Raw genomic sequence first — 25,657 nt, forward strand, 5'->3', positions numbered from 1 at the left:
GCTTCAGGCCTCCGGCAGATGCTTCAAGAGTGAAGCCTTGGCCCCGTGGATATGTTCCCGGGTGAGGTTGGAGGCGAGGTCCGCGTCGCCTTTTTCGCAGGCTTCCAGAATGGCGAAATGTTCGCGTCCCGCCCGTTCCATGCCGTTGGACATGACCAGCTGGGCCCGGATCTGCCGTTCCACCCGGTCGATGGCGTTGTCGGCAATCTCCTGAAAGAACTTCAGATCGCTGGCGCTGTAGAGCGTTTCGTGAAAATCGCGGTTGAGGTCGCCATAGGCCATCGGATCGGTGGCCGAGGAGAACGCCGCGCATTTTTCCCGTGCGTCTGCCAGCAATTCCTTGGACATCAGCGGAACGGCGTTGCGGATGATTTCCGGTTCGACCAGTGCGCGCAGGTCAAAGATTTCCGCCGTTTCCCTGGGTGACAGACCGGCGACGACAGCCCCCTTGTAGCGCTGGGTCTTGACGAGGCCCTGTTCCTCGAGGCGTGAGATCGCTTCGCGTACCGGAATGCGGCTGGTGTTGAACAGGCGGGCGATTTCGTCCTGGCGGAGAGGTTCGCCTTCTTCAAGCTGGCCCTCGATAATGGCTTTCCGCAGCGCGTCGAACACAATCGACGATGCCGAAGCAGTCGCGGAAATATCCATCGTTTTCAGTTTCATAGGACCAATTCTCCCTGAAGCCACCTTTTACGGGATCGCCCTTGATTGGTGAAGCGAAAATGATTTTGAATATTTTATATTGAATATTGGATCCAATCTGGTTTATCAATCTTGGACCCAAGGGAACGCAACAGGCAGCAGTTGATGGAACAGCTGGTGCTGCGAGGTCCTGGGGCGGTGCGCCGTGGGTCGGAAGGCCCGGCGCACGAAGAGCGAAGACCGACGGGACGGGCATCTGCCGTCCGGCGGATGAGCCGGAATACCCGACAGCTCGGGAGGCTGTCGGGCAAAGACCTGGTCCGGATCGAGCGGGAAACCTGCCGGCCGGGCAAGAAAAAACCCGGCGCGTGCAAGCGCTGGGGCCAGAATGCTTCAGAAGGAAGAGGGGAACTCATGATCAGGAAATTTGTGGCTGCCGCAGCCCTTTCATTCGCCGCCGCGCTGCCGGTCAAAGCCGACACGCTGGACGATGTTGTCGATCGCGGTCAGCTGAAATGCGGCGTCGTGCTGGACTTTCCGCCAATCGGCTATCGGGACGAGAACAACGAGCCGGCCGGTTTCGATGTGGAATATTGCAATGACCTCGCCGCAGCGCTTGAAGTCGAGCCGATCATCTATCCGGTAACCTGGGCCGAGCGCCTGCCGGTGATCGTGACCGGCCGCGCGGATGTGGTGTTCGGCGCAACTTCCGACAGTCTCGCCCGTGCCCGTACCGTCGGTTTCACCATTCCCTACGCGATCTATTACGCGCAGGGCGTCGTCAACACGGAAAGCGGGATCAACGCATTTGAAGATATCCGCGGCAAGCGCGTTGCTGCTGCCATCGGTACCGTGCCGGAGCAGGAGTGGCTCAAGATTGCGGCCGAATGGGGTGAAGAACATCTCTACCAGGGTTATCAGTCCGAAAACGAAGTGTTTCTTGCTGTTGCCCAGGGCAAGGCCGATATCGGCCTGACCACCAACACCGCCGTCAAGCCGGTCACCGACCAGTATGAAACGCTGGAGCCCGGCCCGCGCATGCCTTGGACCACGGATTACACTTCCGTTGTCGCCAAGCGCGAAGACGTGACCTGGCTGAACTTTCTCAACCTCTTCGTCACCCACCAGGTTCGCTCCGGCCGCTATGCCGAGCTGTGGGGCAAATATGTCGGTGGCGAAGCTCCCGAACTGCGTATCCCGGGCGTGATGTACTGAGGGTGATGCCGTGACGGGTGATCCTATCCTCCTCGGAGGAACGCGGGGTCACCTGCAACTTGCGACAAATACAGTGCCACCCCGGGCGACCGAAGGGAGACCCGGGGCTCACTCACCCCCGGAAAGTTTGAAGCGTGTGCTGATCCTCGGCGAAGAGATCCGCGGCTTCAGCAAGTTTCACCAAGAGTAGACCCCGGATCTGCGCCGCGCTTTCCGGGGTGACACCCGGAATACCAACCTCGGCAGTGCTCTTGTCTGACGGGATCTCACGAATGCGTATGCCTTGCCCCGATAAGGCGGGATAGCCGGAGCAATTCGTAACAAATGTTCGACTATAATTTCCATTGGCGGCCGGTGCTGAAAAGCCTGCCCGATCTGCTGGAGGCCGGGTTGCTGACGCTTGAAGTCGCGACCCTGTCGATGGTGATCGGCATCGCGGTCGGTCTTGCGCTGGCGCTGATCCGGCTGAAGCTGAAGGGGCCGCTCTACTGGCTTGCGACAACGTGGGTGGAGCTGGCGCGCAATACGCCAGCGCTGTTCCAGCTGTTCTTCTTCGGCTTCGGGCTCGGCGCCTTCGGCATTCACCTGACGCCGTTTTTCATCGTACTTGCCGGGCTCAGCTTCAACTGTGCCGGCTATCTGGCGGAGAATTTTCGCGGCGGCTTTCAGGCTGTGCCCGAGACTCAGCTGCGGGCGGCACGGTCGTTGGGAATGACCTCCTGGCAGGCCTATACCCGCATCGTCATCCCGCAGGTTTTTCGCATCGTCTATCACCCGGTCACCAACCAGATGGTCTGGGCGGTGTTGATGTCTTCACTCGGCATGCTGGTCGGGTTCCGCGAACTGTCAGGCGAGACCCAGTTCTTTGCCAGCCGTACCTTCCGCATCTTCGAATATTTCGCAGTCACGGCCGTCATCTACTACGTGATCGTCAAATTCATCCTGGCGGCGTCCCGGCTCCTTGCCATGCGCCTGTTCCGGTACTGAGGGGCTGACATGAAAGAATCCATCAGCTTCTTTTCAGGCTTCAACATTCACGATTTCTGGTTCCTCGGTGAAGCTGCACTCCGGACCCTCTGGATCTCGGCTGTCTCGATCACCATCGGGACCGTGCTCGGCGGTCTGTTCGGCTGGATGCTTTACGAGGGGCGGCTGGCGGCGACGCTGCTGCTGGGGCCGGTGCTGGATGTGTTCCGCTCCGTGCCGCTGATTATCCAGCTTGTGCTGTTCTACAATTTTGCGCCCATCGTCGGTCTGGATTTCGATCCGTTTGCGTCGGGCGTGGTGATCCTGACCGCCTACACCGCTTCTCTGGTAGCCAACGTTGCCCGCGGCGGCATCGAGGCTGTCGGCAAGCCGATGCGCCGGGCGGCGCGTTCGCTGGGGCTCAGCTACTGGCAGGACATGCGCTACGTGGTGTTGCCCATCGGCGGGCGGGCCGTCTTTCCGGCCTGGGTCGGTGTTGCGCTCGGCGTCATGAAGGATTCCGCGCTGGTGTCCGTGCTCGGCTATGTCGAGCTGCTCAAGGCCAGCCAGATCCTGATCACGCGGACACAGGAACCCTTCCTGATCCTCTCCCTCGCCGGCGCGTTCTACTTCGCGCTGTCCTTCCCGATCTCGCGCTATGCCGCAAAACTGGAAAAAAGGTGGGCCCAATGATCGAGATACGCGGCCTTGAGAAATATTTCGGCGCTCTTCAGGTGCTCAAGGGCATCGACCTCGATGTCGAAAAGGGCGAAGTGCTTTCCGTCATCGGCGCGTCCGGGTCGGGCAAGTCGACACTGCTATATTGCATCAACGGCCTGGAGCCGATCCAGAAGGGATCGGTGGTGGTCGACGGCACCGACGTTCACGCCAAGGCGACGGACATCAACAAGCTGCGCCAGAAGCTCGGCATGGTGTTCCAGCAATGGAACAGCTTTCCGCATCTGACCGCGTTGGAAAATGTTGCGCTGGCGCCGAGGATCGTGAAAGGCAAATCGAAAGCGGAAGCCGAGGCGATTGCGGAAAAGCAGCTTCGCCATGTCGGCCTTGCGGACAAGCTGAAGGTGTATCCGAACAATCTGTCGGGCGGGCAGCAGCAGCGTCTCGCGATTGCACGGGCACTGGCCATGGAGCCAACCTACATGCTCTTCGACGAGGCGACATCCGCTCTCGATCCGGAGCTGGTCGGCGAAGTGCTGGACACGATGCGCCTGCTGGCCGAGGAAGGCATGACGATGATCTGCGTTACCCACGAAATGGGCTTTGCCCGGGACGTCTCCGACCGGGTCGCCTTCTTCCACAAGGGCGTAATGGAGGAGATCGGCCCGCCGACCCAGATCTTCGGTCAGCCTGAATCCGAGAACACCCGAAAATTTCTTGCTAACGTGCGCTGACCCGGCGCAACTAGACCTTACCGTCAGGCCTCAAGGCCCGTGCTTCGCACGTGGGAGCCAACCGACAGGCCTGACCCATCCAGGAGTGAATGATGACGTCCAATATCTTTTCCGGCTGCATGCCTGCCCTGATGACCCCGTGCAAGGCCGACCGTTCGCCCGATTTCGATGCCCTCGTGAAGAAGGGCAAGGAACTGATCGAAGCCGGCATGTCCGCCGTCGTCTATTGCGGCTCCATGGGCGACTGGCCTCTCCTGACGGACGAGCAGCGCATGGAAGGCGTCGAGCGTCTGGTGAAGGCGGGTGTACCGGTGGTCGTTGGAACCGGTGCGGTCAACACCAAATCCGCCGTTGCCCATGCCGCCCATGCGGCAAAGGTTGGTGCGCATGGTCTCATGGTCATCCCGCGCGTTCTGTCTCGCGGCATTTCCGTGTCGGCGCAGCGCAACCATTTCAGCGATATCCTGAAAGCGGCTCCGAACCTGCCGGCGGTGATCTACAACAGCCCCTATTACGGTTTCGCCACCCGCGCCGACCTGTTCTTCGACCTGCGCCGGGAATTCCCGAACCTGATCGGCTTCAAGGAATTCGGCGGCCTTGCGGACTTGCGCTATGCAGCTGAAAACATCACCTCGCAGGACGACCAGGTGACGCTGATGGTCGGTGTCGACACCGCTGTCTATCACGGTTTCATCAACTGTGGTGCGACCGGTGCGATCACAGGTATCGGCAATGCCATTCCCAAGGAAGTCCTGCATCTGGTGGCGCTTTGCAAGAAGGCCGCAGAAGGCCATGCGGAAGCGCGCCTGCGGGCAAAGGAACTGGAAGAGGCGCTGGCTGTTCTGTCCAGTTTCGATGAAGGCCCGGACCTGGTGCTCTACTACAAGCACCTGATGGTGTTGAACGGCGACACCGAATACACGCTGCACTTCAACGAGACCGATGCCCTCAACGATGCGCAGCGCAACTATGTCGAAGCGCAGTACAAGCTGTTCAAGACCTGGTACGCCGACTGGAGCACGCAAGGCGGCGTGATCGCCGAATGCGCGTAATCGACAGCCATACCGCGGGTGAACCGACCCGCGTCGTGCTTGATGGTGGCCCCGATCTCGGATCGGGGACACTGGCGGAACGCGCCGCCCGGCTGGAAGCCGAGCATCTCGATTTCTGCGCTTCCGTCGTTCTGGAACCGCGTGGTCACGATGCCATTATCGGTGCGCTGCTGGTGCCGCCGTCCGATCCGGATTGTGTTGCCGGCTTGATCTACTTCAACAACCTGCAGAACCTTGGCATGTGCGGCCACGCCACCATCGGCCTTGGTGTCACCCTGGCGCATCTCGGCCGGATCGGGCCGGGGCGGCACAAGTTCGAAACGCCGGTGGGCGTGGTCGAGATCGATCTGTTCGACGCCAACACGGTGTCGGTGGTCAACATCGAAAGCTACCGGCTGGCGAAGGATGTCACGGTCGAGGTCGAAGGCATTGGTCCGGTCACCGGTGATGTTGCCTGGGGCGGCAACTGGTTCTTCCTGGTCAAGAACAGCCCGGTTGCCCTGACGGGTGCCAATATCCGCCCGCTGACCGACCTCACGCTGAAGATCCGCGATGCGCTGGAAAAGGCCGGTGTTACCGGTAAGGACGGTGCCTGGATCGACCATATCGAGCTGTTCGGGCCGGCCGAAGACCCGTCCGCGCAAAGCCGCAACTTCGTGCTGTGCCCGGGTGGTGCGTATGACCGCTCGCCCTGCGGAACAGGCTGTTCGGCCAAGCTGGCCTGCCTTGCCGCCGATGGTGCGCTGGCACCGGGTGAGGACTATCTGCAGGAAAGCGTCATCGGCAGCACCTACAAGATCAGCTACCAGCCCGGCCCGGGCGGCGGCGTTATTCCGACCATCACCGGACAGGCCTTCGTCACGTCCGATGCCAACCTGATTTTCAATCCGGCGGACCCCTACCGCGCAGGGATACGCCTTTAAGCCCCGGATAAGCCAAGTTATGGATTACAGGAATTTTGTCGGCGGGCAGTGGCTCGAAACAACCGACAGCACGCCCAACGTCAACCCGTCCGATATCAGCGATATCCTCGGCTACGCGGCGAAGGCCGGTGTCGATCAGCTGGACCAGACCATCGATGCAGCGCATCAGGCAGCACCTGGCTGGGCGGCGTCGACGCCGCAGCAGCGTTTTGATGTGCTGGATTTCGTCGGGACAGAACTTCTGGCTCGCAAGGCCGAATTAGGCCGTCTGCTTTCGCGTGAGGAAGGCAAGACATTGCCGGAAGGTATTGGCGAGGTGGCGCGTGCCGGGCAGATCTTCAAATTCTTTGCCGGCGAAGCATTGCGCCTCGCTGGCGACAGACTGGCATCCGTCAGGCCCGGTATCGAAGTTGACGTCACCCGGTTTCCGATCGGGGTTGTCGGGCTGATCACACCTTGGAACTTCCCGATTGCAATCCCTGCCTGGAAGATTGCTCCGGCACTTTGCTACGGCAACGCAGTCATCTTGAAACCGGCTGAGCTGGTGCCGGGTTGCGCGCATGCGCTCATCGAGATCCTGTCCCGGTCCGGCTTGCCGGAAGGCGTGGTCAACCTCGTGATGGGACGTGGCTCGCAGATTGGTCCGCGCCTGGTGGAAAGTGCGAAGGTGAAGGCGATTTCCTTTACCGGCTCGGTGCCGACGGGGCGGGGAATCGCGGCGGCCTGTGGTCAGCACCTGAAGAAGGTGCAGCTGGAAATGGGCGGCAAGAACCCAATGGTGGTTCTGGACGATGCCGACCTTGCCATCGCCGTCGAAGCTTCGCTCAACGGTGCCTTCTTCTCGACCGGTCAGCGCTGCACGGCAAGCTCGCGGCTGGTCGTGACCGAGGGCATTCACGACCGGTTCGTCGAAGCCCTTGCCGAGCGCATGCAGGCGCTGAAGGTCGGCAATGCTCTGGAAGATGGCGTGCAGATGGGGCCGGTGGTCGATGAGCGGCAACTGCAGCAGAACCTTTCCTATGTCGATATCGCGGCAAAGGAAGGCGGCAAGGTTCAGGGCGGGAAACGGCTCAACCGCAACACGGAAGGTTTCTACATGGCGCCGGCCCTGGTGAGCGAAACCGACAACGCCATGCGGATCAACACCGAAGAGGTCTTCGGCCCGGTCGCATCCGTTATTCGCGTGAAGGATTACGAGGAAGCGCTGGCTGTCGCCAACGATACGGAATTCGGGTTGAGCGCTGGTATCTGTACCACGTCGCTGAAACATGCCAGCCACTTCAAGGCCAATGCCGAGGCCGGCATGGTGATGGTCAATCTGCCGACGGCAGGTGTCGATTATCACGTGCCTTTTGGCGGCACCAAAGGATCCAGCTTCGGCTCGCGCGAGCAAGGCCGTTACGCCGCTGAATTCTACACTTCGGTCAAGACTGCCTACACGCTCCCCTAAAGTGTGGCCAACAGGCAGCAAACTGCCTGCGGGGCACTTCGCCCTGCCTCGCAGGCCTTTTTGAAAGACTTTGAAAATGGCGGACGAGACCGTCCAGGATATCATCGTGATCGGCACCGGCATCATCGGCATCAGTTCCGCGCTTGCCCTGCAGGCAAGGGGGCGGCAGGTGCTTGTGCTGGATCGGCAGGCGGAAACGGCACGCGCATCGGAGATGAACGCCGGAGCTTTCGCCTTTACCGATATCGTTCCGCTGGCAACGCCCGGCATCATGCGCAAGGCACCGAAATGGTTGCTCGATCCGCTGGGTCCGCTCTCCGTTCCGCCCGCCTATGCCCTCAAGATCGCACCCTGGATGCTGCGGTTCTGGCGGGCAAGCTGGCCGGATCGCTACCAGGCGTCGATGTCGGCACAGGCCGCCTTGATGAAGCTGGCGCAGGAGGCGCTTGCCCGGGAGGTTTCGGACACCGGAGCAGCCTCCCTGATCCAGGCCGAAGGGCAGCTGCAGCTTTATGAAGGCGAAGCGGAATTCCGTGCCAGCCTGCCCGGCTGGGAGCTGCGCAAGCAACATGGCATCCGCTTCGAGCTACTAGAAAGCCCGGAAGCTATCGCCGCCATTCAGCCGGGTCTTGACTGTCGCTTCACTCATGCCGCCTTCACGCCGGACTGGACCAACACTTGTGATCCCGCCCGCTGGCTGGCGCATCTGACGTCTGTCTTCCTGCAGCGGGGCGGACGGATCGAAAGCGCTGACGTATCAGGTCTGAAGCCAAGTGAAGACAGTGTTCAGATCGACGCTTCCGATAAGGCCTGGATGGCGAAACAGGTCGTCGTGGCCGCAGGTGCCTGGTCGCACCACCTTGCAAAGACGATCGGCGACCGCATCCCTCTTGAGACCGAACGCGGCTACAATACGACACTGCCGGAAGGCTCCTTTGACCTGAAAACCCACCTGACCTTTTCCGGTCACGGCTTCGTCGTTACCAAGATCAATGGCGGCGTCCGTGTCGGAGGGGCCGTCGAATTGGGTGGGCTGACGCTTCCGCCGAATTTCAAGCGCGCCGACATCCTGCTGGACAAGGCCAGGCGGTTCCTGCCTGCCCTGAACACAGACGGCGGCAAGAAATGGATGGGCTTCAGGCCCTCCATGCCCGACAGCCTGCCCGTCATCGACCGCTCACCCGGTGACCGCCGGGTCGTCTATGCCTTCGGGCATGGTCACCTCGGCCTGACGCAGTCCGCGGGGACGGCGGAACTGGTCGCCAATCTCGTATCCGGTACACAAAACCCCGTCGATATGGCCGCCTTTTCCGCGCGGCGCTTCTAAACTCTTTTGGAGGAGGAACTTCATGAAAATTACGGCCATCAACGTCTTTCAGGTCGACCTTCCCCTGAAAGAAGGGCGTTACAGCTGGTCCAACGGCAATTTCGTGGAAGTCTTCGACAGCACCGTTGTCGAGATCGAGACCGACGAAGGCCTCAAGGGCTATGCCGAATGCTGCCCGCTCGGGTCTGCCTATCTGCCGAGTTATGCCCTTGGGGTGCGGTCAGGGCTTCAGGAACTGGCGCCCCACCTGATCGGAAAGGATCCGCTCAATATCGGTGAAATCAACCGGGTGATGGATGCTGCGCTGCGCGGTCATCCCTATGCCAAGGCGCCGATCGACATCGCCTGCTGGGACCTGCTGGGCAAGGCGACGGGCCAGCCGCTTTATACGTTGCTTGGCGGTGCAGCCCAGGACGACGTGGTGCTTTACCGGGCGATCAGCCAGGAAGCGCCGGAGATCATGGCAAAGAAGATCGAAGGTTATGCGGCCGAAGGCTATACCAAGTTCCAGCTGAAGGTCGGCGGCGATGCCAATGACGATATCGACCGCATCCACGCCACCCGCGAAGTTTTGAAGAAATCGGATCTGCTGGTGGCCGACGCCAACACCGGCTGGACCCGGCATGAAGCCGCGCGCGTCGTCGGGGCAGTGTCCTCGCTTGATGTCTATATCGAGCAGCCCTGCCTCACATATGAGGAAAGCGTCTCCATTCGCCGCCGGACGGCGCTGCCCTTCGTTCTGGACGAGGTGATCGACGGGCCGAACACGCTGGTGCGGGGCATTTCCGAAGACGCGATGGATTGCATCAACCTGAAGATATCGAAGGTCGGTGGCCTGACCAAGGCCAAGCTGATGCGCGATCTCTGCGTTGCCCACGGCATTCCGATGACCATCGAAGACACCTGGGGCGGGGACATCGTTACGGCGGCGATCGCCCATCTGGCGCGCTCGACCCCATCGGATTTCACCTTCTCGGCAACGGACTTCAACAGCTACGGCACGGTCGATATCGCGGAAGGCGCACCCAAGCGTGTCAATGGCCGCATGACGGCTTCCGAGCTGCCGGGCCTCGGCGTCACGCCGATCTTCGATGCTTTGGGTGAACCTGTCGCTCGCTATTCCTGAACCGGCTGACCTCAAGGGCAGAGACATGCGCAGCAGCAAGACCATCCATGTGATTTCCTGCCACGCGGAAGGCGAGGTCGGCGACGTGATCGTCGGCGGCGTCGCCCCTCCGCCGGGCGAAACGCTCTGGGAACAGAGAAGTTTCATCGCGAAGGACCAGACGCTGCGCAATTTCGTGCTGAACGAACCGCGCGGGGGTGTGTTCCGTCATGTGAACCTGCTTGTCCCGCCCAAACATCCGGAGGCGGATGCCGCCTTCATCATCATGGAGCCGGAAGACACGCCGCCGATGTCAGGATCCAACTCGATCTGTGTCTCCACGGTGCTGCTTGACGGCGGTATTGTTCCGATGGTCGAACCGGTCACGGAGATGGTTCTGGAAGCGCCCGGCGGACTGGTGCGGGTGAAGGCCGAATGCCGGAACGGCAAGGCGGAGCGCATCTTCGTCCAGAACGTCACCAGCTTTGCCGACAAACTGTCAGTGCCGCTGGAAGTGGAAGGCATCGGCACGCTGACGGTCGACACCGCCTATGGCGGCGACAGTTTCGTGGTCGTCGACGCCGAGGCGCTCGGGTTCGGGATCGTCGAAGACGAGGCCAAGGACATTGCCCGCCTGGGTGTCCGGATCACCAATGCAGCCAACGAACAGCTCGGCTTTTCCCATCCGGAAAATGCCGACTGGAACCACATCTCCTTCTGCGCCTTCTGCGGCCCGCTGTCGAAGACGCCGACGGGCCTCTCCGGACGGTCCGCTGTTGCCATCCAGCCGGGCAAGGTCGACCGCTCCCCAACGGGTACGGCCGTTTCTGCCCGGATGGCGCTGATGGCGGCGAAGGGGCAAATGAACGTCGGCGACACCTTCGAAGCCGTTTCCATCATCGGGTCCACCTTCACCGGCCGCATCGTTTCACAACAGATGGCGGGCGACCGGGCCGGGATTGTTCCGGAAATTTCCGGGCGTGGCTGGGTCACCGGCATTCACCAACACATGCTCGACCCAAGCGACCCCTGGCCGGGTGGCTACAAGCTCAGCGACACCTGGGGTGCGTGATTGTCGGGCTGAGGTGACGTAGAGAATGACTGGTCTTGTTGGGGTGTTTCCCTAGCGGGACTTGTCATAAATATCGATATGGCTCTACTGGCAAGCTTCCTTACGTCATTCGTCTATAAGGAAAAACGTCAAGTAAACTGAATTCCTCAACTCCATTCCTCTAAAGCGAATTTTGGAGGAAAGGAAAAATTACCAGTATCGGCCGGTTAAGACTTGTGAGTGATGCAGGAAAGCATTTTAGTAGCGCCAAGACCTGAATATTTGCGAACGCATGATTATGGACAAATTGGCGAAAAGAGGCGTTTGCCTCATTGGTTGCGGTTTCATGGGCAAGGCTCTGGTGGAAGCCTGGCTGGCAAAGGGAATGCCTGCCGGTTCCATCTACGTGCGCGATCCCCGACCGTCCGGCTGGCTGCAAAGCCAGGCGGGCGTCAACATCAACGAGCCTTTCCCGGCGTCTCCGGCCGCGATTGTCATCGCCACTCGTCCGCAGATCGTGGAGAAGGTTCTGGCGCCGCTCGGCTCCTTCGGTGGTGGCGAAACGGTGATCCTGTCGATTGCGGCCAGTAAACCGATTTCAGTGCTGGAAAAGCAATTCCCGGATGGAACGCCAATCATTCGCGCGATGCCCAACCTGCCGGCAACGGTCGGCTCTGCTGTCTCGACCTTTGTTGCCAACGAGGCGCTGACTGCCAGCCAGAAGGTGGAAGCCCTCAAGCTGATTGCCGCCTTCGGCTCGGTTGTCGAATTGCCGGACGAAGGCCTGCTGCCGGTGGTTACTGCCTTGTCCGGTGCAGGGCCTGCCTATGTGTTTGCCATGGCTGAGGCCTTTGCCGCGGCAGGGGCACGCCTTGGTCTGCCGGAGGACCTTGCCCATGAGTTGGCCGTGCGCACAGTGGCCGGCGCCGGGCGCATGCTTGCGCAGCCGGACGCGGATGCGACCGGGTTCCGCGTCGCCGTGACGTCCAAAGGCGGCACGACCGAAGCAGGCATGCTGGAGTTCATGGCTGACGAGAACGGCATTCAGGATCTCGCCCGCCGCACGGTTGAAGCCGCTGCCGAGCGCTGCAAGGAACTGTCCGGACTGAAACCTGCCGAGCAGCCCCGGACCCTGCGGCTCGTCAGGGACTAGCGGCGGTTTCCAGCAGAAGCCATCTGGCTCTTCCGCAGGTCTCTAGGCCTTCAGAACTGAGGCTATATCCGAGGTTTGCAGCCGTTGGTAAGCGGATCTGATTGTGCTGCCAAAGGCCGCTGATCCTGGCAGGTCGTCGCCGAAAACCTCCGAGAGCGACAGCATCCTGTCGACATACGCGTTGCCGTCCGTTTCCTGCACAATGGTGCTAATCCTTGCGGACAGGGGGTCGTTCAACGGCAGCGAGGCGCCCGTTCTTGAAACACCGCGGCAATAGAGCATCCATGCGGCAACGGCGAGTGCCGATAGCGGCCAGGGGCTGTTGTCCTTCAGATGTTGCCGGATTGGTGCCAGCAGCCGTTGCGGCAGTTTCTGGCTGCCGTCAGAAGCGATCTGGGTGGTCTTGTGATGAAGCGCGGTGTTTTCAAACCGGGCAATCAGGGCTTCGGCATAGGCCTTGATATCGACACCGTCCGGCACGGACAGCGTCGGGGCCTGTTCGTTCAGCATCAGGTTGAGGGCTGCCTGCCGGAAGGCCGGATCGGCCATGCAGTCGGCAATCGTTTCCTTGTCTGCCAGCGCCCCAAGATAGGCGAGAAACGAATGGCTGCCGTTCAGCATCCGAAGTTTCATGTCTTCAAACGGCGCCACATCTTCAACGAATTCAGCACCTGCCAGATGCCAATCCGGACGTGGGCCGGCAAACCGGTCTTCAATTACCCACTGGCGGAATGTCTCGCACAGGATACCGTTCCGGTCAGCGCGACCTAGTGCGTCCTCAAGCGTTGCGAACGAACTGTCGGTCATTGCCGGTGTGATGCGATCGACCATGGAACAGGGGAAAGTGCAATTGCCTTCGATCCATTCTGCCAAATCCGGGTTGAGCCGCGCGGCGAAATCCAGGACCGCACGACGGCACAGCTCGCCGTTGGCGGGAAGATTGTCGCACGACAGGATCGTCAAACCGGCGAGACCGGCTGCATGTCGCCGCCTGAGGCCTTCCACCAGCACGCCGATGGCCGTGGAAGGGGCATCTGGCGTTGCAAGGTCCTGCTGGATGCCGGGATTGTCTTCATCCAGCCTGCCATCTTTCAGGCAATACCCTTTCTCGGTGATTGTCAGTGTGATCACTGCGAGATCCGGATCGGCGATCCGGTTCGGCAAGGCATCGATGCCATCACGCTTGGGGTGGACCGTCGCACAGATAGCGCCGACCTCGCGCAAGGAGAGGTCGTCACCGGACATCTCGCCGACAGTGAAAAGTCCGTCCGCCTCGTCAAGACCGGTGAGTTCGTCCGCACCGGAGTTGAGCCGGGCAACCACGACGCCCCAGTCGCTTGCCGTCCGGCGTAGCATATCGTCGTGAAACACCAGAACATGTGCCTTGGCAAAGGCGCCAAAACCGATGTGCAGCAGTCGGATGCGCAGCTTTGTCCGGTCGTAGTCGACCGTTTCAACCAAGTGACTGACGCTGCTCATGACTGGCTCACCGTGAAGTCGATTGTTTCGCCCGTTTTCCGCTCGGTCCCGTTGACGGCCAAGGTGCCGGCACCGGCCAGCCAAAGGGTGACCTTGTCGAAGGCGGGTTGCCAGTTGCCGGATCTTTGCCAATCCAGATGGACTGTTTCCCCTGTTCGGGAGAGGCAAAGCCGGGTCAAACAGCTCTCGCCAGCCAGTGCGTCCACCGTGTCACCGTCATCGTCATAAAACTGCGAGTGCCTGTCCGGTGTTCCTTCCGGCTGTGGGTAGATACACCACGTGCGCAAGGTGTCGGAAGACGGTGTCGACCTCAGGTTTTCGGCTGCCATCGGCAGCACTGTACCGCCTCGAACGAACAGCGGAATGGTATCAAGAGCCACCGGAACGTCGATCATCTGGCCGCCTTCATACCAGTTGCTGCCGTCAAAGGCCCACCAGCCTTCTTCGTTGGCAGGCAGCGTGACCCGCCGCGACGTTGCGCCTTCCTCGACCACTGTCGCGACCAGAAGATCCCGGCCCAGCAGGAAGTCGAAATCAGCCTCCCGGCAGGCAGGGTCGTTCGGATAATCCAGGAACAGAGGCCGCAGCATCGGCTCGCCTTCGGTCACGGCACGGTGCAGCAGGGTGTAAAGATAAGGGATCAGCTGCGCGCGTAACTTCAGTGCGTTGCGCACGAGCGGCGTTATTTCCGGATACATCCAGGCTTCGTTGGCGGTGCCGTCGTCGTTCCAGGAATGGATCGTGAAACGCGGATGGAAAATGCCGTTCTGTACCCAGCGCAGGAACAGCTCCGGCTCCGGCCGCGGGCCGGCAAAGCCGCCGACATCGTGGCCGATGTTGTAGAAGCCGGAGAGGCTGAGGCCGAGGCCCATCGGAATGTTCCAGCGCAACGTGTCCCAGCTGGTGAAATTGTCGCCCGTCCAGGTCTGGGCATAGCGTTGCGTGCCGGGGCAGGCGCAACGGGAAATCAGGTAGGGCCGCTTTTTCGGTTGGTGGGCAACCTGAGCCTCAAACGAAGCCCGTGTCATCAGCTGGCTGTGCAGTGGACGGATCAGATTGACCGGGATCGGTTTTCCGAAACCGGCGCAGACCGCTTCATCGTCCCACACCTCATATTCGTTATTGTCATTCCAGGTGCAAGGAATGCCTCTGGAAAAGAGCTTGTCCTTCAGGTTTTGTTGCCACCAGCGGACGGTGTCCTCGTTGGTGAAGTCAAGGTGTGAACCATAGCCGTCCCAGAAAGGTGATTGCTCGGGTGCGCCGGTTTCACTGTCGCGAATGAAGAGCCCGGCCTCGGCTGCTTCCTTGAACAGCGGGTGGTCGTCCAGAAGCACCGGCTTGATATTGGCGATGAGGTTGATGCCGGCCTCGGCATAGGCCCGGGTCATGGTCTCGACATCGGGGAAGCGGTCGGTGTTCCAATGGAACACGTAGCGCTTGCCCTTGATGGCTGTATAGCCCGACGACATCTGGAAACTGTCGCAGGGCATGTCTTCTTCCGACAGCTTGCCAAGGAACTCCATCAGCCGTTCCTGTGCATTTTCGGAATCGGTATAGGCCATGGTCGAGCCGGAGTACCCAAGCCCCCACCGTGGCATGAAGGCGGTGCCGCCCGTCAGCCGGTGATGCTGCTTGACGATATCCAGAACGCTCGGTGCCCAGCTGAAGTAATAGTCAAGGTCACCATCGGCGGCGCGGAAGGCGCGGAAAGGCAGGTGGTAGTTGTCTTTCTCGTTGCCGAGGTCGAACCAGCAGGGGGCCAGCGTGTCGTAGTAGAGCCCGACTGCGCCGAGCCGGCCCTTGTCGGTGATGGTGAAGGGAATGTGCTTGTAGAGCGGGTCTGTGGTTTGCGCGTCGTATCCCATGGCATCGAGATTGCGCATCTCGAACCGCCTGCCGGTGCGCTCCAGGCCACCGGCCTTTTCGCCGAGACCGTAGTAACGCTCATCCGGGTTTCGCCGCATGAAATGATGATTGCGATGGTCGCGGCGCCCGATCATGTAGGCGTCCTGGGGCCGGTCGCGGGCGATCTCCTGCCAGGGTTCGCCAGCAGCGGGCCGGCTTTCCCAAACGAAGGCAAGCGGGATATTGATGGTCAGGCGCAGGATTTCCGTTTCCAGGACAAGCCTGCCTTCCTGCTCTTCCAGCACGAAGTCGGGGCAGGAAAAGCCTGCGAGGTCGTCCCGCGCACGGCCGTCGAACGGCACGTCGCCTTCCGGTGCGATCGCCCAGGTCCGGTCCAGACGATAGGTCCCGTCCTTCAGCAGAACAACGCGGATGAGCGCATTTTCGAGAACCTTGACTACCAGGCGGTGCCGGTTCTCGACTTCAAGTGCGATCCCGGCGCTGGAGCGGCCCAGGTAACGCCAGTTTTTGAGGGCTTTCATGACAGATCCTAGTAGCCGAGGAGAACGCGCGGCAGGAACAGGCTGAGGGCAGGTACGTAAGTGACCAGCAGCAGGAGAGCGACCAGCACCGCGTAGAAGCCGAGCATGGGTCTGAGTACCTGGCCGATCTTCACCCCGCCGACCGAGCAGCCGACAAAGAGTGCCGACCCCACTGGCGGTGTACAGATGCCGATACACAGGTTGAAGGTCATGACGACGCCGAAATGCACCGGGTCCATGCCGAGATCTTCCACCACCGGCAGGAAGATGGGGGTGAAGATCAGCAATGCGGGCGTCATGTCCATGAAGGTGCCAACCACTAGCAGCGCCAGGTTGATGATCAGCAGCAGGACGAGCGGATTTTCAGAAAGGCTCAGCAGCGTGTCGGAGATCGAATAGGGGATATCCGCAAAGGCCATCGCTTTCGACATGGCGATGGAACAGCCGATCATCAGCAGCACGATGGACGTTGTCACCGCGCTTTCCAGGATGATGCCGGGAAGTTCGCGCGGTGAGATTTCCCTGTACCAGATCACGCTCAGGAAGAGCGTATAGACAACAGCAACGGCTGAAGCTTCGGTTGCGGTGAAGATGCCGCCGATGATGCCGCCCATGACGATCACGATCAGGCCAAGTGGCAGCATGGCGTCCAGCGTCTTGGCGATAACTTCCTGGCCACTGGGCCGTTCGGCAACCGGATATCCCCTGCGCTTGGCAATGATGCCGGCGACGACCATCAAGCTGAGCCCCATCAGGATGCCCGGAATGTAACCGGCAACGAACAGGGCCGCGATGGAGGTGCCGTTGGTAATCAGCGAATAGACGATGAAGGTTGCGCTCGGCGGGATCAAAAGGCCGGTCGGGCAGGAGGCGATGTTGACCGCCGCGCTGAACGCCGGATCGTAGCCTTCCTTCTTCTGAAGCGGAGACATCACGCCGCCGACAGCGGCGGCCGAGGCAACGGCGGAGCCCGAGATGGAGCCGAACATCATGTTGGCGATGACGTTGCAGTGGGCAAGCGCGCCGGGCAGGCGGCCGGCCAGAACCTTCGCGAACTCGATCAGGCGCATGGCGATGCCGCCCCGGTTCATGATGTTGCCCGCCAGAATGAAGAACGGAATGGCCAGCAGGGTGAAGCTGTCGAGACCGGAGGCGACCTGCTGCGCGACGATATAGACCGACTGGTCGAACGACATGAACAGCAGGAAGGTGGCGAAAGCTGCAAGACCGATGGCGAAGGCGATCGGTACGCCCAGGATCATCAGAAAAGCGAATGTCCCGAACAGGACGAGGACAGATTGGATATCCATGAAGTTACTCGTTCCCGGTCAGGTTTCAGTCCAGAGGGCCGCCGACGCTGGCGGTGCCTTCCTGTTCGTTCGGGCCGCGGCCAGTGCGAAAGAGGTCGGCCAGAAATGTCAGGCAGTAGTAGAGAATGCAGAGCCCGGAGAACGGGATCGCGATATAGACGAGGCCCATGGGGAGGCGCAGCGCCGGGGATACCTGCTGGGTTTCCAGTGTCCGGCTGACCAGGTCGAGCCCGCCGTAGACCATCACGACCCCTGCAAAGAGTGCGATGGCGGCAATGATGCCGATATTGACCAGAAGGCGCAGGATGCCTGTGGTGATGACGGGAAGCAGGTCGATGGCAAGGTGTCGTCGCTGGCCGAAGGTGTAAGCCCCGCCCAGCAGAGCAACCCAGATGAACAGGAAGCGGGCCATTTCGTCTGTTACCGTGCTCGGGCTTTGCAGCACGTAGCGCGAGACGACCTGCCAGACGACACAGGCAACCAGGACGGCGAAGGCGATGGTGATGACGAGACGCAGGACCATGTCCACGCCTCTGGTGATGACTGTCACGATATTCCTCCCGCGCAGGCCTCGTTCTTGCCGCGGCAACAGGCGCGGCGTGGGCTCCGACACAGTAAGACATGCGTCAGGAAATTAAATTGGTCAACCAATTTTCTAAAAAAGGTTGACTGATTTTGAAAATTGGACGAACAATTCCTCATCCGCGGCGGTCTGGCCTTGCAAGTCCCGCGGCCAACCGATCCGTTCCGGCACGGAACGCAAGTCCTGCGGCCAAGGCTGCAATTGGGAGGAAATCATGTCGAAATTCGTTAAGCTGGCGGCTGTTCTTGCCGCGGGCGTCGTCGCTCTGGGTTCTGCCGCCAGCGCCAAGACGCTGCGCCTCAATCACAACAACCCGGAAGACCATCCGCTGCACAAGTCGATGCAGTTCATGGCGGAGCGCGTTGAAGAGCTGACAGACGGCGATCTGAAAATCCGCATCTATGCCAACGCTCAGCTTGGCACCCAGCGTGAATCCATGGAGCTGATGCAGAACGGTTCCCTGGACATGGCCCGTTCCAACGCATCCGAACTGGAGGCCTTCGAGGAATCCTACGGTGCGCTCAACCTGCCCTACATCTTCGTCAGTGCCGACCACTACTACGACGTTCTGACCAATGACATCGGTGCGGACATTCTTGCCTCGTCCGAGGACAAGGGCTTCATCGGCCTTGCCTATTACATCGAGGGCGCACGTTCCTTCTACGCCAACAAGGCGATCCATTCCCCGGCCGACCTGAAAGGCATGAAGATCCGCGTTCAGCCGAGCCCGTCTGCCATTCGCATGGTTGAGCTGCTCGGTGCCAACCCGACCCCGATTGCCTGGGGCGAGCTTTACAGCGCCCTGCAGCAGGGTGTTGTCGATGGCGCTGAAAACAACCCGATCGCGCTCACTTCCGCCCGTCACGGCGAGGTTTCCAAGTTCTATTCCGACGACGGCCACACCATGATCCCGTCCGTCGTGATGATTTCCACCAGCTCCTGGAACGATCTGACCGACGAGCAGAAGGAAGCCATGCGCACGGCCGCGCGTGAATCCATGGATTTCCACCGCGAGCAGTGGGATGCCATGAGTGCGGAAGCGGTCGAGACCGCGAAGAGCGAACTCGGCGTGGAATTCGTCGAAGTGGAAAAGGGTCCGTTCATCGAAGCGGTCCTGCCGATGCATGAGGAAGCAGCGGCCAAGTCTCCGGTCGTTGCCGACCTGATCAAGCGCATCAAGGCAGCTGCGCAATAACATCTGAAAACACCTTAAAGTCCTGCCGGAGACCTGACCGATGCTCGAACGCTCCCATCTCGCCGACAACGCCTTGCAGGCGCTGCATGACGAAGACTATGACGTGCCCTTCAACACGCAATCCTTGTGTCATGACGGCCTGATCTTCATGGGTGGGCGGGCATCGGAAAGCCTTGATGGCGACTGGACTTTCTGTGTCGATCTGCTCGACACCGGCCTCCGGCAGAAATGGTTTGCCATGCTGCCGGAGGCGCCGGAAAACCGCACTGAACCCTGGGACTATGATCCCTACGTGGGGGAAACGGTGCCGGTTCCATCCAACTGGGCGATGATGAAGGAGAAGTGGTACTTCTTCGAAGGCAGCGCCTGGTACACGCGGGCTCTCGACATCGAGACGGTGGACAGTTCCAAGCGCCAGTTTCTGAGGTTCGGTGCCGCGAGCTACGACTGCAAGATCTTCCTGAACGGCGAGTTCCTTGGCAACCACTACGGTGCCTCGACACCTTTCTGCGTCGAGCTGACGGGCAAACTGAAGACCGGCCGCAACTGGATCATGGCCTGCGTCAACAACATCCGGACACGCGACCGGGTGCCGATGCGCAATACCGACTGGTTCAACTACGGTGGTCTCTATCGGGAAGTGTCATTTTTCGAAACACCGAAGACCCTTATCAAGGACTTCTTTCTTTACCTTGTGCCGGACGGCACATACTCCACGCTGCGGGCCGAAGTCGCCGTCGACGGTGTGCCGGCTGGTGCTGTGACGCTTTCCATTCCCGGGCTTGGCATCGAAAAAGAAATTGTGCTGGATGCGGACGGCAAGGGAACGCTCGACATTTCAGCCCGGCCGCAACTGTGGAGCCCGGAAACGCCCGTCCTTTATGATGTCAGCGTCACCTGCGGCGAAGACCGTGTGTGCGACCGGATCGGTTTTCGCCAGATCGAGCGCCGCGGCACGGATATTCTGCTGAACGGGGCGCCTCTGTTCCTTCGCGGGATTTCCGTCCACGAGGACGATGCACTCCTCGGCAAGGTGACAAATGAGGATGATTTGCGCCGCCGCTTTGCCCATGCGCGCGAACTGGGCTGCAACTATCTGCGACTTGCACATTATCCGCATCACGAACGGGCGGCTCAGATTGCTGATGAACTCGGCTTTTTGCTGTGGGAGGAAATCCCGGTCTACTGGGCCATCGATTTTGCCAATCCGGCGACCTATCGCGATGCTGAAAACCAGTTGTCGGAACTGATCAAGCGGGATCGCAACCGGGCAAGTGTCGTCATCTGGTCCGTCGGAAACGAGAATCCTGACACGGATGCCCGGCTTACCTTCATGAAAGGCCTTGCCGAAACCTGCAAACGTCTCGACCCGACCCGGCTGACTTCCGCAGCCTGTCTGGTGAACCACGCCCGGAACCGGATCGAAGACAGGCTCGCGGCGCATATCGATATCATCGGCCTCAACGAATATTACGGATGGTATGAAGAGAATTTCGATGACCTTGCCGCGATCGGGGAGAACTCGGACCCGGACCGTCCGGTGGTGATTTCGGAAACTGGTGCTGACGGCGTTATCGGTGAGAAAGGTCCGAAGTCTGGCCTCTTCAGCGAAGATTACATGGCCGAAGTCTACATCAGGCAGATCGCAACTCTGCGCGAACTTGGATATATCAAAGGCATGTCGCCGTGGATACTTTACGATTTTCGAGTTGAGCGGCGCCAAAATATTTTTCAGAACGGCTATAACCACAAGGGGCTGATTGCCGCCGACAAGAAAACCAAGAAAAAAGCATTCCATATCCTGGCCGACTATTATCGCGAGATTGCAGCTGCCGGGGAGGGTGCAAGGAAGGCCTCATGACCAGCGATGCTGCAAAGCGCCGGTACCAGGAAATTGCCGAACTTCTCGCAAGGCGTATCGAGGAGGAGGGCTACAGGCCCGGCGACAAGTTTCCGACCGAGCGACAGATTTCGGTCGAACTCGGTATTAGCCGCTCCCTGGTGCGCGAAGCTTTCATCGTTCTTGAAATCGAGGGCTATCTCGATGTGCGCAAGGGGTCCGGCAGCTATGTGGCCGCCGGCGAGAAGATTTCGCTTCATATTCCGAAAGCAGACTACGGCCCCTTCGAATTGCTGCAGGCCCGCCAACTCCTGGAAAGCAGCATTGCCGGCTTTGCCGCCAACACGATCACCAAAAGCGACATCATTCATCTGCGGGAGACGCTTGATCTGGAGCGCAGGGCGATCGAACACGGTGAGGAAGATTACACCGCCGACCGGCAGTTCCACCGGCAGATCGCCGAAGCAACCCAGAACAGTGTTCTGGTGGACCAGGTGGAAGACCTCTGGAACAAGCGTGAAAACAGTTCCATGTGGGCTCGGCTGCATGACCGCATCTTCGATCTCAGCTACCGGGCCAAATGGCTGGATGATCACGCCGAAATTCTGGAGGCATTGCGCCACCGTAACTCCGAGAAGGCGCGCCTTGCCATGTGGCAGCACCTGGAAAACGTTCGCCTGACCCTGCTTGAGCTTTCCGACGTCGGCGACCCTGATTTCGACGGTTACCTTTATACCCCGGCACAGGCCGCGCCCTGAGCGCCGGGCATCATGTGCGCCAGACGCAAGACCCCAAACACAAAACGCTGCAGCGATAACAACAAGAAAGACTTCAGGCGATGATCGAAAGCTGGCGCTGGTTCGGACCGCAGGACCCCATCTCCCTGAGGGATATCCGCCAGACAGGTGCACGCGGCATCGTCACCGCCCTGCATGACATTCCCAACGGCACCTTCTGGCCGGAAGAGGAAATCGCGTCCCGCCGCCGCATGATCGAGGCAGCCGGCTTGGAATGGGTCGTCACCGAGAGCATTCCGGTGCATGAGGACATCAAGACCGGGGCGCCCGGATGGGAAAAGTGGGCGGTAAACTGGGCGGAGACGGTTCGCGCCCTCGCGCGCCAGGGCATCAGGACGATTTGCTACAATTTCATGCCCGTGCTGGACTGGACCCGGACGGATCTCGACTACGAACTGGAAGACGGTGCAACCGCCCTGCGGTTCGAGTTCGCGGCCTATGCCGCTTTCGATCTGTTCATCCTGCAGCGGGAGGGCGCTGAGGCGGACTATGATGCTGCCGATGTTGCGCTTGCCGAAGAACGCTTTGCCCGGATGTCCATCGAGGAGCGGGACAGACTGACCGCCAATATCATTGCAGGACTGCCCGGTTCGGAAGAAAGCTACACGCTGGAGACATTCCGGGACCGCCTCGCGTCTTATCGCGGTATCGGCCGAGAAGAGCTTTTCCGGAACCTTCAGAACTTCCTTGAAATCGTCGTGCCGGCCGCCGAGGAGGAGGGTGCCGTACTGGCCATCCACCCGGATGACCCACCGAGGTCTCTCTTCGGTTTGCCGCGAATCGTCGGGTCGATCGGTGATCTGCAGCGAATTGCCGGCATGAACCCGTCAATGGCAAACGGCTTTACCGTCTGCTCCGGGTCGCTTGGTGTCAGCGCCGGCAACAATATTCCCGAAATCGTCGATGCATTGGGTGAGCGGATCCATTTCGCCCATCTGAGGGCAACCAGGCGCGAGCAGGATCCCCGCAGTTTCCGCGAAGATGCGCATCTTGAGGGCGACGTCGATATGGTCGCCATCATTCGTGCACTGCGGCGCATGGAACGACAAACGGGTAAGTGGATCCCGATGCGGCCGGATCATGGGCATCGTATATTGAACGATCTCAGTGGAACCTCGACGCCCGGGTATCCGGCGATCGGCCGGTTGCGGGGACTGGCGGAGCTGCGCGGTGTGACCCGGGCGGTTGATATTCTGGACACAGTCGAAGCGGCGGCTGAATAGGTCATTCGGGCAGGGCAACAACCTTGACCGGGCGCGGTATCCGATTACATCCATCTGCTGAGAAACTTCACGGCAATGGCGATGGCACCGGTCATGCCCGAGATCCCGGAGACCTGAATGGAAAAGAATGTCGATACCCTTGTAGAGGACGGGCACGATGTCATCCTCATCGAAGGACTGAAAGTCGCGACGCAGATCGGCATTCTGGACAGCGAGAAAAACCGGACACAAACCGTCTGCTTCGATATCGAAATGCAGACCGTTACCGGCTATCGCCGGATCGTGCGCGAAACGGGTGCGTTTGTTTCCTATGCCGACGCGGTCGAATTCATTCTGCAGAAGGCAGCCTCCGGCGGTCATATCGACCTGGTCGAGGATTGGGCTGAAGCCGTTGCGGATTTCGTTTTGACGAATGAGCTGGTTGAAGGCGTCAGCGTGAAGGTCACCAAGCCGGACATCTTTGAGGAAGCCGCGGGTGTCGGCATTCGCATCAAGCGCCGCCGGCCGTCCCGTTGACCTTGCCCTCTCACCGCATTTTCCTATCTGCCCTGAAACCTGCCTGATCCCGCCCGGCTTTTCCGGGCAAGAGGTTCGACACCGGGAGCCCCGCCTCACATGATTTCCGCCGACCGCCTGCTGCCTCTCTGGCTCAAATATCGCGACGCTCTCGAAGCGCCGATCCGAACCTTCGAATTTGAAAAGTTTGGCCGGCGGTTCGAGGACCGCACCTATCAGATGGGCGTCCTGAACCTGTCACCGGACAGCACCTATCGCGAAACGGTCTGCCATACCTTCGAAGCGGCGCTTTATCGTGGTCGGCGCATGACGCTGGAGGGGGCGGCGATGGTCGACATCGGCGCGGAGTCGACCGGCGAGACTGCGGACATCGTCGCGGCCGAGCGGCAGATCGACCGCATGCGCCCGGTCGTAAAGGCTCTTGCCGACGAAGGCATTCTTGTTTCCGTTGAAACCTATCATCCGGAAGTGGGCGTCGCCCTGCTGGAAGCCGGAGCAGGAGTGGTCAATCTGACGGGACGCGTTGACGACCCGGCCTTCTACGAGGCGATTGCGAAGCATCAGGCCGGTATCGTCCTGTGTTACACGCCCGGCAAGAATGCCCGTTCCGATGATTACTTGCCGCCGGCTGAAGATATCTTCGATCACCAGCTCACATTCTTCCGCGAGAGGGTCCATCTGGCCACGGAAGCCGGGATCGAGCGGCTGTGGGTTGATCCCGGCTTCGGCTTTGCGCTGCACTTGCCGGACGGGCCGGACCGGATCCGGTATCAGACCGACAGTATTCTCCAGTCGTTCCGCCTGCGGGAACTCGGTTGGCCGGTGACCGTGCAGTTGACCGGGGCGGTGTATCTGTTCCGTGATGAAGTTCGGGTGGCGCAGACCAGCGCGGCAACTCTGGCCGTCATGTCGAGGGCAAACCTGGTGCGCAGCCATGAAGTGCCGCGCGTGCAGCCAGTCCTGAACCTGCAGGATTTCGCCTGAAGAGTTGGCCGCTTCCTAGAGTCTGTTTCTTGAGGGGCAAGCCGAGACAAACCCGAGCCAACCGGAGGAGTGCATATGGCAACCGACAGGATCGCACTGGTGACAGGGGCCGGCAAACGGCTCGGCAAGGCCATCGCCAGGGGGCTGGCGAATGAGGGTTATGCCATGGGCCTCCATTACAACTCTTCTGCCGAGGGTGCGCAGGGCCTTCACGACGAGATTATCGCCGAGGGCGGCAAGGCTGCTCTCTTGCAGAAAGACCTGAGCCGGCCGGAGACGGCCGGTGGCCTGATTGAGGACACTGCCGCTGCACTGGGTGGACCGGTCGAGGTGCTGGTGAATTCCGCATCCGCATTCAACACAGACAGCTTGTCTGACCTGACGATCGATACCTGGCAGTTCCTGATGAACGTCAATGCGGCCGCGCCGGTGTTCCTGATGCAGGCATTCGCCAACCAGGATCCCTTGCCGGAAGGCGGGGCGATCGTGAACATGCTCGACACCCAGATGTTGTCGGCGTCCCCGGAACGGTTCAGTTATTTTTGCGGAAAGTTCGCGCTCGACGGGGCAACCCGTCTGGCGGCCTACGATCTGGGACCCAGGGGCATTCGCGTCAATGCGGTTGCTCCGGGCCTGATCCTGCCGAGCGACCAGACCCAGGAAAACTTTGACGCTAGGCAGAAGCTGACGCCAATGGGGCCGGGCCTCGGGCCTGATGATGTGGTTGATGCGGTGATCTATTTGGTTGGGGCCAAACAGGTGACCGGACATACGCTGGTGGTGGATGCCGGGCAGCGGCTGATGGGCTTCGGAAACGCGCCGATCGGATGAAATTGAGGAAATCCTTGGGATTTCATGGTTAGCGAATGGTTAATATCCACTGCCTCGAAAGTGGGGCGAATTTTCTTTCAAAAAAAATCAAAACCGGTGTTGACGGGTTGGGTTGGTCTGCGTATAACCCGGTTCATCGACGGCGGCAACGTCGCTGGCGACAGGGTTTTGTGACCTTAATTCCAGAAAATTGGTCCTAGTGGCCGGGCTTGATGG

General features: G+C 60.3%; 23 protein-coding genes. 18 read left to right on the plus strand and 5 right to left on the minus strand.

The genetic code is table 11. From position 1 onward, the window contains the following. Window positions 1-3 precede the first annotated feature (3 nt). The gene (locus HEP89_RS11100) at window positions 4-663 is read right to left on the minus strand and encodes a GntR family transcriptional regulator (RefSeq protein ID WP_055661557.1); all 660 of its coding nucleotides are present in this window, start codon (window positions 661-663) and stop codon (window positions 4-6) included. A 393-nt stretch (window positions 664-1,056) separates the two neighbouring features. Between HEP89_RS11100 and HEP89_RS11105 the strand changes: the two genes are divergently transcribed. From HEP89_RS11105 to HEP89_RS11155, 11 genes are all read left to right on the plus strand, one after another. Further along, complete coding sequence (locus HEP89_RS11105; RefSeq protein WP_168692047.1) at window positions 1,057-1,857, plus strand: transporter substrate-binding domain-containing protein; 801 nt, start codon at window positions 1,057-1,059, stop codon at window positions 1,855-1,857. A 324-nt stretch (window positions 1,858-2,181) separates the two neighbouring features. Continuing rightward, entirely contained in the window at window positions 2,182-2,844 is a 663-nt protein-coding gene (locus HEP89_RS11110; protein ID WP_168692048.1) for an amino acid ABC transporter permease, read from the plus strand. Between the two features lie 9 nt (window positions 2,845-2,853). Next, window positions 2,854-3,516 carry an amino acid ABC transporter permease gene (locus tag HEP89_RS11115; protein ID WP_023000138.1) on the plus strand — a complete coding sequence of 221 codons (663 nt, stop codon included), beginning with the start codon at window positions 2,854-2,856 and terminating at the stop codon, window positions 3,514-3,516. Further along, complete coding sequence (locus HEP89_RS11120; RefSeq protein ID WP_168692049.1) at window positions 3,513-4,235, plus strand: amino acid ABC transporter ATP-binding protein; 723 nt, start codon at window positions 3,513-3,515, stop codon at window positions 4,233-4,235. Before HEP89_RS11115 ends, HEP89_RS11120 begins: the two co-directional genes overlap by 4 nt. 92 nt (window positions 4,236-4,327) lie before the next feature. After that, window positions 4,328-5,287 (plus strand): dihydrodipicolinate synthase family protein, encoded by a 960-nt coding sequence (locus HEP89_RS11125; protein ID WP_031269009.1) that lies wholly within the window; start codon window positions 4,328-4,330, stop codon window positions 5,285-5,287. After that, window positions 5,278-6,210: a proline racemase family protein gene (locus HEP89_RS11130; RefSeq protein ID WP_168692050.1), complete on the plus strand. Its 933-nt coding sequence runs from the start codon at window positions 5,278-5,280 to the stop codon at window positions 6,208-6,210. The genes HEP89_RS11125 and HEP89_RS11130 overlap by 10 nt, the downstream gene beginning before the upstream one ends. Before the next feature lie 19 nt (window positions 6,211-6,229). After that, window positions 6,230-7,660, plus strand: a complete 1,431-nt coding sequence (locus tag HEP89_RS11135; protein WP_168692051.1) for an aldehyde dehydrogenase family protein — start codon at window positions 6,230-6,232, stop codon at window positions 7,658-7,660. A gap of 76 nt (window positions 7,661-7,736) precedes the next feature. Continuing rightward, window positions 7,737-8,987: an FAD-dependent oxidoreductase gene (locus HEP89_RS11140; protein ID WP_168692052.1), complete on the plus strand. Its 1,251-nt coding sequence runs from the start codon at window positions 7,737-7,739 to the stop codon at window positions 8,985-8,987. Between the two features lie 22 nt (window positions 8,988-9,009). Continuing rightward, entirely contained in the window at window positions 9,010-10,113 is a 1,104-nt protein-coding gene (locus HEP89_RS11145; RefSeq protein WP_168692053.1) for a cis-3-hydroxy-L-proline dehydratase, read from the plus strand. A gap of 25 nt (window positions 10,114-10,138) precedes the next feature. Then, window positions 10,139-11,164 (plus strand): proline racemase family protein, encoded by a 1,026-nt coding sequence (locus tag HEP89_RS11150; protein WP_023000145.1) that lies wholly within the window; start codon window positions 10,139-10,141, stop codon window positions 11,162-11,164. Between the two features lie 277 nt (window positions 11,165-11,441). Continuing rightward, on the plus strand, window positions 11,442-12,296 hold the full coding sequence (locus tag HEP89_RS11155) for a pyrroline-5-carboxylate reductase (protein ID WP_228148129.1): 855 nt from the start codon (window positions 11,442-11,444) through the stop codon (window positions 12,294-12,296). Between the two features lie 42 nt (window positions 12,297-12,338). Here the strand turns inward: HEP89_RS11155 and HEP89_RS11160 are convergent, their stop codons facing one another. The 4 genes from HEP89_RS11160 to HEP89_RS11175 are packed head-to-tail and all read right to left on the minus strand — an operon-like array spanning window position 12,339 to window position 18,022. Next, window positions 12,339-13,775 (minus strand): mannitol dehydrogenase family protein, encoded by a 1,437-nt coding sequence (locus HEP89_RS11160; RefSeq protein ID WP_077291678.1) that lies wholly within the window; start codon window positions 13,773-13,775, stop codon window positions 12,339-12,341. After that, entirely contained in the window at window positions 13,772-16,162 is a 2,391-nt protein-coding gene (locus tag HEP89_RS11165) for a glycoside hydrolase family 31 protein (RefSeq protein WP_077291679.1), read from the minus strand. Before HEP89_RS11165 ends, HEP89_RS11160 begins: the two co-directional genes overlap by 4 nt. Before the next feature lie 8 nt (window positions 16,163-16,170). Next, on the minus strand, window positions 16,171-17,472 hold the full coding sequence (locus tag HEP89_RS11170; protein WP_077291680.1) for a TRAP transporter large permease: 1,302 nt from the start codon (window positions 17,470-17,472) through the stop codon (window positions 16,171-16,173). A 25-nt stretch (window positions 17,473-17,497) separates the two neighbouring features. Further along, window positions 17,498-18,022, minus strand: a complete 525-nt coding sequence (locus HEP89_RS11175) for a TRAP transporter small permease (protein ID WP_156912417.1) — start codon at window positions 18,020-18,022, stop codon at window positions 17,498-17,500. A gap of 247 nt (window positions 18,023-18,269) precedes the next feature. Between HEP89_RS11175 and HEP89_RS11180 the strand changes: the two genes are divergently transcribed. The 7 genes from HEP89_RS11180 to HEP89_RS11210 all read left to right on the plus strand — a co-directional run bounded on the left by HEP89_RS11180 (window position 18,270) and on the right by HEP89_RS11210 (window position 25,441). Continuing rightward, a complete protein-coding gene (locus HEP89_RS11180) occupies window positions 18,270-19,250 on the plus strand; it encodes a TRAP transporter substrate-binding protein (protein WP_031269012.1) in 981 nt (326 codons plus the stop codon). A 40-nt stretch (window positions 19,251-19,290) separates the two neighbouring features. Then, window positions 19,291-21,111 (plus strand): glycoside hydrolase family 2, encoded by a 1,821-nt coding sequence (locus HEP89_RS11185; protein WP_077291681.1) that lies wholly within the window; start codon window positions 19,291-19,293, stop codon window positions 21,109-21,111. Beyond that, complete coding sequence (locus HEP89_RS11190) at window positions 21,108-21,848, plus strand: FCD domain-containing protein (RefSeq protein ID WP_062486875.1); 741 nt, start codon at window positions 21,108-21,110, stop codon at window positions 21,846-21,848. Before HEP89_RS11185 ends, HEP89_RS11190 begins: the two co-directional genes overlap by 4 nt. 80 nt (window positions 21,849-21,928) lie before the next feature. Continuing rightward, entirely contained in the window at window positions 21,929-23,110 is a 1,182-nt protein-coding gene (gene uxuA / locus HEP89_RS11195; RefSeq protein WP_062486877.1) for a mannonate dehydratase, read from the plus strand. Window positions 23,111-23,227: 117 nt separating this feature from the next. Further along, window positions 23,228-23,626, plus strand: a complete 399-nt coding sequence (locus tag HEP89_RS11200; RefSeq protein ID WP_023000156.1) for a dihydroneopterin aldolase — start codon at window positions 23,228-23,230, stop codon at window positions 23,624-23,626. 99 nt (window positions 23,627-23,725) lie between these two features. Further along, window positions 23,726-24,610 carry a dihydropteroate synthase gene (locus HEP89_RS11205; RefSeq protein WP_023000157.1) on the plus strand — a complete coding sequence of 295 codons (885 nt, stop codon included), beginning with the start codon at window positions 23,726-23,728 and terminating at the stop codon, window positions 24,608-24,610. A gap of 75 nt (window positions 24,611-24,685) precedes the next feature. Next, complete coding sequence (locus HEP89_RS11210; protein WP_168692054.1) at window positions 24,686-25,441, plus strand: SDR family oxidoreductase; 756 nt, start codon at window positions 24,686-24,688, stop codon at window positions 25,439-25,441. Window positions 25,442-25,657: the final 216 nt, after the last annotated feature.

This window comes from Labrenzia sp. 5N, from assembly GCF_012395805.1.
GTDB classification, from domain to species: Bacteria; Pseudomonadota; Alphaproteobacteria; order Rhizobiales; family Stappiaceae; genus Roseibium; species Roseibium algicola.

Coding starts and splice junctions, on each gene's coding strand:
- HEP89_RS11190 (WP_062486875.1), top strand. CDS start 21,108: ATGACCAGCGATGCTGCAAAGCGCCGGTACCAGGAAATTGCCGAACTT.
- HEP89_RS11205 (WP_023000157.1), top strand. CDS start 23,726: ATGATTTCCGCCGACCGCCTGCTGCCTCTCTGGCTCAAATATCGCGAC.
- HEP89_RS11130 (WP_168692050.1), top strand. CDS start 5,278: ATGCGCGTAATCGACAGCCATACCGCGGGTGAACCGACCCGCGTCGTG.
- HEP89_RS11180 (WP_031269012.1), top strand. CDS start 18,270: ATGTCGAAATTCGTTAAGCTGGCGGCTGTTCTTGCCGCGGGCGTCGTC.
- HEP89_RS11210 (WP_168692054.1), top strand. CDS start 24,686: ATGGCAACCGACAGGATCGCACTGGTGACAGGGGCCGGCAAACGGCTC.
- HEP89_RS11155 (WP_228148129.1), top strand. CDS start 11,442: ATGGACAAATTGGCGAAAAGAGGCGTTTGCCTCATTGGTTGCGGTTTC.
- HEP89_RS11165 (WP_077291679.1), bottom strand. CDS start 16,162: ATGAAAGCCCTCAAAAACTGGCGTTACCTGGGCCGCTCCAGCGCCGGG.
- HEP89_RS11160 (WP_077291678.1), bottom strand. CDS start 13,775: ATGAGCAGCGTCAGTCACTTGGTTGAAACGGTCGACTACGACCGGACA.
- HEP89_RS11115 (WP_023000138.1), top strand. CDS start 2,854: ATGAAAGAATCCATCAGCTTCTTTTCAGGCTTCAACATTCACGATTTC.
- HEP89_RS11185 (WP_077291681.1), top strand. CDS start 19,291: ATGCTCGAACGCTCCCATCTCGCCGACAACGCCTTGCAGGCGCTGCAT.
- HEP89_RS11110 (WP_168692048.1), top strand. CDS start 2,182: ATGTTCGACTATAATTTCCATTGGCGGCCGGTGCTGAAAAGCCTGCCC.
- HEP89_RS11170 (WP_077291680.1), bottom strand. CDS start 17,472: ATGGATATCCAATCTGTCCTCGTCCTGTTCGGGACATTCGCTTTTCTG.
- HEP89_RS11150 (WP_023000145.1), top strand. CDS start 10,139: ATGCGCAGCAGCAAGACCATCCATGTGATTTCCTGCCACGCGGAAGGC.
- HEP89_RS11145 (WP_168692053.1), top strand. CDS start 9,010: ATGAAAATTACGGCCATCAACGTCTTTCAGGTCGACCTTCCCCTGAAA.
- HEP89_RS11135 (WP_168692051.1), top strand. CDS start 6,230: ATGGATTACAGGAATTTTGTCGGCGGGCAGTGGCTCGAAACAACCGAC.
- HEP89_RS11105 (WP_168692047.1), top strand. CDS start 1,057: ATGATCAGGAAATTTGTGGCTGCCGCAGCCCTTTCATTCGCCGCCGCG.
- uxuA (WP_062486877.1), top strand. CDS start 21,929: ATGATCGAAAGCTGGCGCTGGTTCGGACCGCAGGACCCCATCTCCCTG.
- HEP89_RS11120 (WP_168692049.1), top strand. CDS start 3,513: ATGATCGAGATACGCGGCCTTGAGAAATATTTCGGCGCTCTTCAGGTG.
- HEP89_RS11125 (WP_031269009.1), top strand. CDS start 4,328: ATGACGTCCAATATCTTTTCCGGCTGCATGCCTGCCCTGATGACCCCG.
- HEP89_RS11200 (WP_023000156.1), top strand. CDS start 23,228: ATGGAAAAGAATGTCGATACCCTTGTAGAGGACGGGCACGATGTCATC.
- HEP89_RS11100 (WP_055661557.1), bottom strand. CDS start 663: ATGAAACTGAAAACGATGGATATTTCCGCGACTGCTTCGGCATCGTCG.
- HEP89_RS11140 (WP_168692052.1), top strand. CDS start 7,737: ATGGCGGACGAGACCGTCCAGGATATCATCGTGATCGGCACCGGCATC.